We start from the raw sequence: 10,122 nt of genomic DNA, 5'->3' as shown, positions 1-10,122 counted from the left end.
TTTTTGAACGATTGCTCGTTCGTGCTTCTTCACTCGTTGTTCAGTTTTCAAAGAACAATTTCTTTCGTTCACTGCCGTGTTACCGGAGCAGCGAGATGTAATATACCATGTCAGAAAATCTTTTGCAAGTACTTTTTTTCAAGTTCTTTTTTCAATCCATACGTGAAGATACTCAACACATGCAGACCGTACAAAAGCGTTTCTCGTGCTGCCCGTTTAGGACAGGAGTCATAATATAGCATAGATATTTGGGTAATGCAAACTTTTATTTCGATACATGTAAACAACGATAGAGCTCGAAGAAAAGGGTGTCCCAAAAGTCATATAAATGACTGAGGGGCACCCTTTTCACGTCGTGATTACTGCCGTCAATCGACTGGACGACGCCATTTTTGACGCGGTGTATCCTGGAGGCGGACGAGACAGCTAATCACGCAAGCATAAGGCAAAGCTCCAGGAAAAGGTTCAAGCATTGTTTGCAACTATTGAAGAAGCCGAAAAAACAAGAGGAACGGCCAGTTGTCTCCCTGCTAAATCTATCTTCGTAATCATGCATCCCTGCATCATGCCAAATAAGACGCAATCCGACTTCTCATCTCCGACGATGGATCCATGTCCATTTCCAATCGGATGGCAGCTTCGTACCTCGCATAATGCTGGGTCATTTTCTCCTTATTCCCGCAACTCCAATAAAGGTCCATCAGCATTCGATTCATTTCCTCATTCAGCGGATACACAAGCAGGTAAGCTTCCAGCCGATACTCCACTTTTCTCCACTCTTCCCTGGCAAGATCCAGTTCAATCAAGCTGTGTGCAAGAGCTGTATATTCTTTATAAAATCCTTCCTCCAGCGAAGCTTTCCAGAGGTAATCTTTGCCCTTCAGCAGCGGACCTTTGTAGAGCGACCATAACTGTTCCGCTTGGGAGGTATCCTGTAATCGTTCCGCCGCCGAAACATCATACTGCTCATATTCCAGCACATCATACGAATAATCCGCAGGGTCCAGCGTGTACCCCTCGTTCGTTTTCAGAATGTCCATGCCGATCTCTTGCTCTTTCAATAGCTTTTTTAAGCGATAAATCGTATTGTGCAAATTATGTGATGCGCGGTCCTCGCTCATTTCTGGCCATAAAACATCCGCCAGACGCCACTTGCTAAGATCCATCCCTGGATGACAGAGAAAAAAAGCGAGTAATTCCTCCGTCTTGCGTGTTGGAAAGCGAACCAGCGCTCCTTCCCGATTTCGAACCTCAAATCCGCCAAAGCACCGAATTGAAACAGCCCCCTCTTGCCGCTCGGCAGGAAGATGCTGCAGTTTGATCAACCTGCCTGCGATCCGATCAATCGCGGCTGCCGTCACGGGCTTTAAAATGTAATCAAAGGCATACACTCTGAATGCATCCAGCGCGTAATGATTGTAGGCTGTCGTGAAGACGATTTTCGTATGCTCCAATACCTCGCATATCTTTTCCGCAAGCTCCAGCCCGTTCATCCTCGGCATTTCAATATCAAGGAAAGCAATATCCGGACGAAGCTTAGGCAGAAGGGAAAGTGCTTCGAGCGGACTTGTGAATGCACCTACAATGGTAAAATATTGATTCTGCCCTACGACATATTTCATTAAATTCAGCGTCGGTATTTCATCCTCGACAATGATCACCTTATACAACCTAGGCCCTCCTCCATTGACTAATTCCTGAAATCTGGTTGTTTTTAGAAGGTAAATACATCGTTATCTGAGTTCCTTGTCCCATCTCCGAACGGATTGTCAACGATGCCCCTGGCAAAGAATCGAGACGTTTGCAAATATTATAAATGCCAATGCCGAAGCCCTCCCTCTCTCTCTGGATCAAGCGGTGCAGCCGATCCTCTGGTATACCGATGCCATCGTCTTCGACCGTCACTCGAATGCAATCTGCCTCTTCGTTAATTGACAGCGTTACTTTGCCCTGACCTTCCTTCTCGAACAAACCGTGCCGGATCGCGTTCTCAACAAGCGGCTGAATGCATAACGAGGGAATTTCTACATGGTTTAAACCCTCGTCGCAATAAAAGTTATAGGCAAAACGTTCTCCGAAACGGGCCTTCTCAATTTCCACATAGGCCTGGATCAGCTCTATTTCCTGATAGAGTGGAACGAACAGCACAGAATGGCCTCTGTCCAAAATGTGTCGCAGGTATTGACTGAGCATGGATAATAAGTACGCCGCTTTTTCACCGTCCGTATAACAGAACGAAATCACACTGCTCAAGGCGTTGTACAGAAAATGCGGTTTGATCTGCGCTTGATGAAACGCTTGTTCATGTCGAATCGCTTCTTGGAGGGATGTTTTTACGGCGATCAATGTCTGAATTCTGGCAAGCAATGTCTCCGCATGGAACGGCTTGGTCAAGTAATCATTAGCCCCGGCTCGGAAGCCAAGCGCAATGTCTTGCGAAGTGTCTTTCACTGTCGCGAACAGTATGGGCAGATCAAAAATAGAGTGGCTGCTTCGCAATCTCCGGCACAACTCAATACCCGAAATTCCAGGCATCATGACATCCAGAATGACCAGATCTACTTGTGGATACGCTTCTATTTTGTCCAGCGCTTCTTTAGCAGAGAATGCGGTGATGACATTGTAAGGTTGCCGCTTCAAAATGTTCAACAACGTATGGATATTCGAAGCTTCATCGTCAACGATCATTATCGTATGCTCATGCCCCTGCCAAATATCCAGTTGCTGATCGCTACTGTCATTTCGCTGTTGTTCTTCCAAGCCATAAGGAGTTTCACGACGAGCAGGTGCTTGGACGGCAGCCGGCAATGTAAACGACATGCGTGTACCTTGACCGATTTCCGACCAATCCACCCAAATCTCCCCGTCCATCCGCTCTACTAACTTGCGACTAATATACAAACCGACACCCATCCCTGTGTATCCATCCTTCGGCAATGGCTCGTCGAGTTGCTCGAAATATTCAAAAATGATGGCCTGTTTTTCCTTGGGAATCCCCGTTCCGGTATCCTCCACCGAAATTGTTATGGTATGTTGGTCAATGCTCGATATCACCTTGATCGACCCTTTATCCGTGTGCTTGATGGCATTGCTAATCAAATTATACATAATCTGCCGCAGCCTGTTCTCGTCCGCTTGCACCCAGACATCAGAGCCTACTTGATTATCCAGCTTCACGGCTTTGCCCAATAGTTCAAATTGCTGTACATCGAATACAATTTGCGCTGCCACCCTGACATCCACGACGGTTGGGTGCAAGAGCAGCTCACCATGCTTCAAGCGGGAGACATCCAGCAAATCATGAATCAGCATAGACAGCTTGATCGACGTATCTTTGATCAGCAACAGATTTTGCTTTTGCTTTGATGATAATGGATTCTCTTCGTCATCCAGCAGGTGAGAGGCCATATTCAGAATGCCATGCAGCGGAGTCTTGAGTTCGTGAGACGTATGCAATAAAAACTCATCCTTGCGTTCGTTGGCAATCGCTAACTGATTCGTCAGAATCTCCGTCTTCTTATAAGCATTATAGAATCGTATGGCAAGTAAAATATTCATAAAAATGATGAAACTAATCACCCCGAATTTCCCAGCCATATCGCTTGGAACCGCATTTTCCGAATAAAGACCTCCGTCTACTAGAAAGACCGCCAGCGAAACGCTTCCGCCAATAAAAAGCATCAATTCCTTCCGATCGGATGAACCGCTTTGGCTTTGGATGCATAAATATACCATTCTGCTGATGATATAAAGGATAACGAAGAATAAGTATAGAAAAAAAACATACTTCACATTGATATGCAAACGGTAAGGAAGCGCGATAACCCCTGCAATATAGAGGGCTAACGGAGCCAGGATCAGCTTCATCGTCCGAGCCGACATGAGGCGGGATTCGACGGAACAGAAGAAAAGGATAATGACCACTGCGCTCATAAATTCACTTAAATCCAACAGCTTGTAGGCAATAAAAAAAGAAAGATCCGGCAGCAATCTCTGTAACAATTTCTCGCCGTAAAGCGCTTTTTCCAACATGAGCAGGAGCAGATATGTCCCGCTGAGCAAGTAGGTTCGCTCCCCTCGTCCAAGGAAGTAAACACAGAGATGGTAGGCGCCGAACATGCCCAAAATGAATATAATCCCGATATCAGTCCCAAGTTGCAAGCCGTCCAGCTTCGACATGTTTAACTCCAATCCAAACGGAATTGAGTTAACAATGCCACCCGTGACGAATTCGTGATTAGACACTTGAATCACAATTTCGATTTCTTTGGTATCCGTGTGAAAAGACGCGGTGTACGGCGTATTACCCGGCTTATTCACCGCCACATCCGATGCAGGACGACCGCTCTCTCCTGCCAGCTTGCCATTAATAAAAATCCGATTGGAAGTACGGATACTCCTTATTTTTAACCCTAGAACTTCATCGGTATCTTTGGCCAACACTCTCAAACGGTATGTTCCATACCCTTTAGAAGTCATGCCGCCACTCGCTGATTTTCCTTTCCACGTTCCTGGAACGGATATATACGATACTTGCGTACGCACGCCATCTCGAAAATTCGTAGGCTCTAGCAATTCCCCCTCATAAAACTCCCACTGTCCATCTAAGTTAACCCATCCCTGCTTATGCAAATCCCAATTCGACAAATCCAACACCCCCTGCTTCGCTAGAGGTGCGTCCCGCTGCGGAATCGTTTGAGAATAAATCACTGTAAGCAACGACATGAAGAATATAAAAATGAAACCAATACTGATGACCTTTCGGTAATAACTCCTGTTCAATGACTAATCCCCTTTTACCCGGAATTCAACGCTTCTTTCGTCATTCTATCATTATCTATACACAAAAACTCAAAAGATCGGACCCAGTTTGAGACTATCATTTTAATTCCTCCAGCATGAATCACGCTTCTCCTGCCCCCAATAACACCTTGTCGATCGCCTCCATAACCCGTTCTTTCTGGATAGGCTTAACGATGAAGTCTTTCGCACCGGAAGTAATGGCTTCGAGAACCATTGCCTTCTGGCCCAACGCTGAGCACATGATGATTTTGGCTTTCGAGTCGATCTTCCGTATTTCTCTTACAGCCGTTACGCCGTCCATATCCGGCATTGTAATATCCATAGTCACTAGGTCCGGATGCACCAAAGCATAGAGCCTTACGGCCTCGTGGCCGTTGGAAGCCTCACCTGCAATTTCATGTCCCATACTGAGAATAATATCTTTGATCATTGCCCTCATAAATACCGCATCGTCAACGACCAGCACTTTAGCCATGAAACATCCTCCTTCCGTCATCAATATTGGTTGTATGCCGATCAGCTTGGCCTTTTCCACCATCTGCTGTACGATATTACATTCTATCAATCGGTTCTCGCAAAATTCTCACAAAAACGCGATTTATATCGAGAAAGAGTTCATTTCCTTCCGGGTTTACGAAGTGAATCCGATACATATCTGAGAACCCGAAAATTAAAAAGCCACAACCCACGCCATAGCATGTGTTGTAGCTCTTTTCTTATCGCAGGGGTTACTTCTTATTCGCTTTCGCCCATTCATCCAATTGTTTTTGTTTCTCGGCAATAATTTTATCCATGCCTGCCGCTTTCATTTTGCTTACAAACTCAGGGAGATATTTCTCAGGGTCAATCGTTCCGCTGTACAAGCCGCCGGTAAATTGTATAACGATGTTGTTCGTAACGGCAACTTCGTTTTTCACTTTCTCAGGGTCAAAAACAAAGCCGAGCGCGATCGATCTTTGAGCGCCTGTGTTAAATTCCTTGTAACGATCCCAGATCTTAGGGTCTTCCGTTTTCCAAATATAGGAGTTGAGTTGGTTACCGAACATCCACGGGAGGTTCAAGTTGTAGTCTACAGTTGCTGCGTCTACGCCTTGCGGGTAATCGATAATGTTGTCTCCTGCTTTAATGTAATGCTTGCCTTCAATACCCCAATCCATCAGGTTGAGCAAATATTTGTCCGTGTAGAGCAGGTTCAGGAACATCATCGCTCTTTCCGGATCTTTGGACGTGTTCGGAATTGCGAACATGGCGCTGGTCGTATCGCCCGTTGTTGTGTAAGGCTTCGTCAATTCCACTGTAACCATCGGCATGCCGGTGTTGCGCGTCTCCTGCATTTCGAAACCAGGCTTCATAGATTCGCCATAAGAGAAGGCTTTGCCTGCTTTAACAGCCAAGAATTCACTATCTTTATTCGTAGCTCCATCTTTATTTACATAGCCTAATTTGTACCATTTGTTCATCAGTTTAACCGCTTCCATAAATTGCGGTGTTTCGAACATGTCGATTACCTTCAGCTCTTTGCTTTCGCGATCCAGCACGCCCGGTCCGTCGCCCAACATATCGAACATACCAAAGCCGAGCACAGCGCTAGCTGGAGAACGGTCATTTTTCACCTGAAGCGGCGTGATGCCTGGTTCATTGTCTTTAATGGTTTTGAAAATAGGCTCGAGATCCTTCAGTTCTTTCACTTGGGACAAATCGATTTTATACTTGTCGACGAGATCTTTACGCATGACCACGCCTTTCGTTGCCGCAAACTCTTTGTTCGCCACAACGCCGTAGGATTTGCCGTTCAGCTTGCCGCCTTCAATGTAAGCTGGATCAAGCACACTTTTGATGCCTTGACCGTATTTATTGATCAAGTCGTCCAAAGGAATAATCTGGCCTTTCGCCGCTTCTTCGCCTAAATGGTACCAGGAAGCGGTAAACATCAAATCGAGTTGCTCGCCGGCAGCGAACATGAGGTTCCTTTTGTTATCCCACGTGCCCCAGTCGATCGGACGGAGTTCAATCGTTGCGTTTATTTTTTCCGTCAAATATTTGCTCATTGCGTCTTGCACGGCCGGTAAATCTTTCGGCACTACGCCGGAGGGGAACATCATAACCAATTTATAGGGTTTCAAATCTTTAGCGGACGATGTTGCTTTAGCCTCTGTTGTCGCACCCGCTTCCTGTTTGGACGTGCTTGTGCTTGTTTGTGCCGCAGGTTTTGTACTGCTGGAACAAGCCGTAAGCGCCATGGATAAAACTAAAGCTGATGAAGCGATTGAAACCAGTTTTCTTTTTGGTTGAAACACGGAAACCCCTCCATTATTAAATTATATATGATAAACCGATAAATTTCGGCTTTACCCTTTTACAGCGCCCACGGTCAGGCCTTTAACAAAATATTTTTGGAAGAACGGATAGGCGAGAACAATTGGCCCTACCCCGACAATCGCCATCGCCATACGCACCGTTTCGGTAGGCAGCGTAGCCATAATTTGCGAAGCGTTGTTGTTGCGGGTATTCTGGGAAAGAAATTGAATGTTGAGCAAAATTTTGTTCAGCAAATACTGCAAACTGTAGTACTTGGAATCCGTCAGGAAGACCATGCTGTTGAACCAGTCGTTCCAATACCCCAACGTATTAAATAAGCCAATTGTCGCGAGCACAGGCGTGGAAAGCGGCAGCACGATTTGAACAAATATTCGCGATTCGCTGGCTCCGTCCATGTAAGCCGATTCGATGATCGCCATCGGTATCGAGTTCGCGAAGAAGGTGCGCATTATGAGCACGAAGAACCCGTTGATCAGCAGCCCCGGGATAATCAGGCTCCAGATCGTGTCTTTGAGCGGAAGCAGTTTGGTAAAGACCAGATACCAAGGCACTAATCCGCCATTGAACAGCATCGTGAAGAAGACGAAGAAGGTCAGCATATTTTTGTAAGGAAAATCCCTGCGGGATATCGGATAGGCCAGCAGAGCCGTCAGCATGAGGCCGGCAAGCGTACCCACAACGGTGATCAGAATTGTGACCCCGTACGCCCTGATAATGGTCATTGAATCCAAGAATAAATACTTGTATGCCTCAAAGCTGATTTTGCTCGGGAAAAACGAGTAACCATGTTGAGTGATCGTCGTTTCATCGGTGATGGACACCATGAAGACGAGAATAATCGGTAAAATCGTTGCACATGCAATGGCGATGAATATGAGATGTAAAAGCCAATGCGTTTTGGTTTGACTCGCCAAGCGAACTCCCTCCTTCTCTAGAACAGCGCCTGATCGCGGTTAAATTTACGAACAATCGCATTAGACACTAGCACCAATATAAAACCTACAAGTGATTGATATAGACCGGCGGCGGAAGACATCCCCAGATCACCCAACTGCAGCAAGCCCCTGTACACATACGTGTCGATAACATTGGTTACGGGAAGCAGCATGCCTGAATCGAGCGGCACCTGATAGAACAATCCGAAGTCAGCGTAGAAAATACGCCCGATGGACAACAGCACCATCGTTATAATGACCGGCATCAACAACGGAACTGTAATGTGGCGAATTTGCTGCCATTTGCTCGCGCCGTCAATCACCGCAGCTTCATAATACTCGCTGTCGATCCCGACAATTGCGGCAATGTAAATGACGCAGGAGTATCCGACACCCTTCCAAGTATTCACAATGACCAATATGTAAGGCCAATATTTGGGTTCGTTGTACCATGCAACCGGGTCTACGCCGAAGAACGGCAAGACGATTTTATTCAGGAATCCATATTCCGAGCTCAGTAAGCTGTACACCAGGTAAGCTACGATTACTGCAGACAGAAAGTATGGAAGCAGCAGCGCACTCTGATAAAATTTCTTAGCGAGCTGTTTTCTTACTTCATTAAGTATAATGGCCAAGGAGACGGAGCAGATGAGCGTAATTAAGATGAACACCGCGTTATAGAGCAGTGTATTGCGGGTAATGACGAAGGCGTCGGTGGTACTGAACAAATATTCGAAATTTTTGAAGCCGACCCAGTCGCTTTTCCAAATGCCCTTGGCGTAGTTGATGTTTTTGAAAGCAATGATCGTGCCGAACATCGGCAAGTAGTTGTTAATCAGCATATAAATGACGCCCGGCAGCGCCATAAGCCAAAGCGCTTTGTACCTGAACATCTGCCTCCAGAACGTATGCTTATAAGTAAGTTGTTTTGTTGTCATAGCGCGATCTATCCTCCTTGGTTGGTACTTTCATTATATTTTCGATTCAATGTTCGCCCTACCAGTTCTGTGACCACAATTGATACGATTGTGACTATCTCGTTTGTCTTGTTTATGCGTATGCTTTATAATCAGAGGCAAATGACGAAGAACGTCCCGTTCCATTCTGATGAGTGGATACGGGACGTTTTTTTATTTTTCATGAGGAGGATGAGGGTATGAGTTGTGAAGAAACGTGTGGCGAATTTATTCGTCTGCATCTCTCAAAAAGATCAGGAGAGCGCCAGAGCAGGCTTGCGAGGGGGCATCGGCATGCTGAGTCGTTATTTCTTAAATATGTTTGGTGGCCGCTTCGGGGTAATTTCATGGACTTGCATCCCGAATACGAGGTGCTCGATTGGCGGGGCCGATCTTATTTTGCCGATTATGCGTGGCTGCCTGGGTTCGTTAAACTTATCATTGAAATTAAAGGCTTCGCCGCCCACGTTCGGGACATGGACAGACAGAAATACTGCAATGAGTTGAACCGTGAAACGTTCTTGCACGCAATGGGGTTCCACGTCATATCTTTTGCTTACGACGACGTAGAGCAACGTCCCGATCTATGCATCACCTTGCTTCGCATGGTGCTAAGCAAGTACCAACCCGGACAAGCGCCTGTCTCGCGCGCGCTCCTCGCAGAGAAAGAAATCGTCCGACTCGCGATTGCGCTGGCCAAGCCCATCCGACCAAAGGATGTGGAGCATCATTTTGAAATTGATCACAGGACGGCAGTCCTCATGTTGAAAAAAATGTGTGCAAAAGGCCTGTTGCTCCCCTCTTTTCGCGGCAACAAAGAGCGGATTGTTCGGTACGAATTGGCTCGAGGTGTTCTCGACTATTTGGATTAACTGGAAAATATGATGTTAATTCCTGGAGGAGATTTCATTTGGGTCTATTTAGATGGAATTGCTCCAGCTAATTTGATCGATATCGGTCAATTCTCAAAGGTAAGTCAAATTAGATGGAGATTTTCCTGTTAATGGACTTTGTAATGAGCTTACTGCCGAATTAGCTGGAGGAATTACCGTTAATTATTCGTGGAAGGGCAGGAGGCCGGGGATGCAGGGGGTTGGGGTTGGGGTTCG

7 protein-coding genes are annotated in these 10,122 nt (G+C 46.1%); 1 reads left to right on the top strand and 6 read right to left on the bottom strand.

Features of this window, described 5'->3' with window-relative positions; all coding sequences use genetic code 11:
• Positions 1–563 precede the first annotated feature (563 nt).
• The 6 genes from ABRS97_RS27650 to ABRS97_RS27625 form a co-directional block, all read right to left on the bottom strand.
• Complete coding sequence (locus ABRS97_RS27650) at positions 564–1,661, bottom strand: response regulator (RefSeq protein ID WP_367819400.1); 1,098 nt, start codon at positions 1,659–1,661, stop codon at positions 564–566.
• 10 nt (positions 1,662–1,671) lie between these two features.
• The gene (locus ABRS97_RS27645) at positions 1,672–4,782 is read right to left on the bottom strand and encodes an ATP-binding protein (protein ID WP_367819394.1); all 3,111 of its coding nucleotides are present in this window, start codon (positions 4,780–4,782) and stop codon (positions 1,672–1,674) included.
• Between the two features lie 121 nt (positions 4,783–4,903).
• Positions 4,904–5,278, bottom strand: coding sequence for a response regulator (locus ABRS97_RS27640; protein ID WP_367819395.1), 375 nt, complete (start codon positions 5,276–5,278; stop codon positions 4,904–4,906).
• Between the two features lie 253 nt (positions 5,279–5,531).
• Entirely contained in the window at positions 5,532–7,100 is a 1,569-nt protein-coding gene (locus tag ABRS97_RS27635; RefSeq protein WP_367819396.1) for an ABC transporter substrate-binding protein, read from the bottom strand.
• A gap of 51 nt (positions 7,101–7,151) precedes the next feature.
• A complete protein-coding gene (locus tag ABRS97_RS27630) occupies positions 7,152–8,036 on the bottom strand; it encodes a carbohydrate ABC transporter permease (RefSeq protein ID WP_367819397.1) in 885 nt (294 codons plus the stop codon).
• 17 nt (positions 8,037–8,053) lie between these two features.
• On the bottom strand, positions 8,054–8,995 hold the full coding sequence (locus ABRS97_RS27625) for an ABC transporter permease (protein ID WP_367819398.1): 942 nt from the start codon (positions 8,993–8,995) through the stop codon (positions 8,054–8,056).
• A gap of 218 nt (positions 8,996–9,213) precedes the next feature.
• On the opposite strand from ABRS97_RS27625, the gene ABRS97_RS27620 reads away from it, so the two are divergent.
• Positions 9,214–9,885, top strand: coding sequence for a DUF559 domain-containing protein (locus ABRS97_RS27620; protein WP_367819399.1), 672 nt, complete (start codon positions 9,214–9,216; stop codon positions 9,883–9,885).
• Positions 9,886–10,122 lie beyond the last annotated feature (237 nt).

The organism is Paenibacillus tabacirhizosphaerae, assembly GCF_040812395.1.
In the GTDB taxonomy this organism is placed as follows: Bacteria; Bacillota; Bacilli; order Paenibacillales; family NBRC-103111; genus Paenibacillus_E.
This window is presented reverse-complemented; position numbering and strand designations above follow the sequence as displayed.

Excerpts from the sequence above, each read along its gene's own strand:
- ABRS97_RS27640 (WP_367819395.1), bottom strand. The coding sequence starts at position 5,278 with ATGGCTAAAGTGCTGGTCGTTGACGATGCGGTATTTATGAGGGCAATG.
- ABRS97_RS27625 (WP_367819398.1), bottom strand. The coding sequence starts at position 8,995 with ATGACAACAAAACAACTTACTTATAAGCATACGTTCTGGAGGCAGATG.
- ABRS97_RS27620 (WP_367819399.1), top strand. The coding sequence starts at position 9,214 with ATGAGTTGTGAAGAAACGTGTGGCGAATTTATTCGTCTGCATCTCTCA.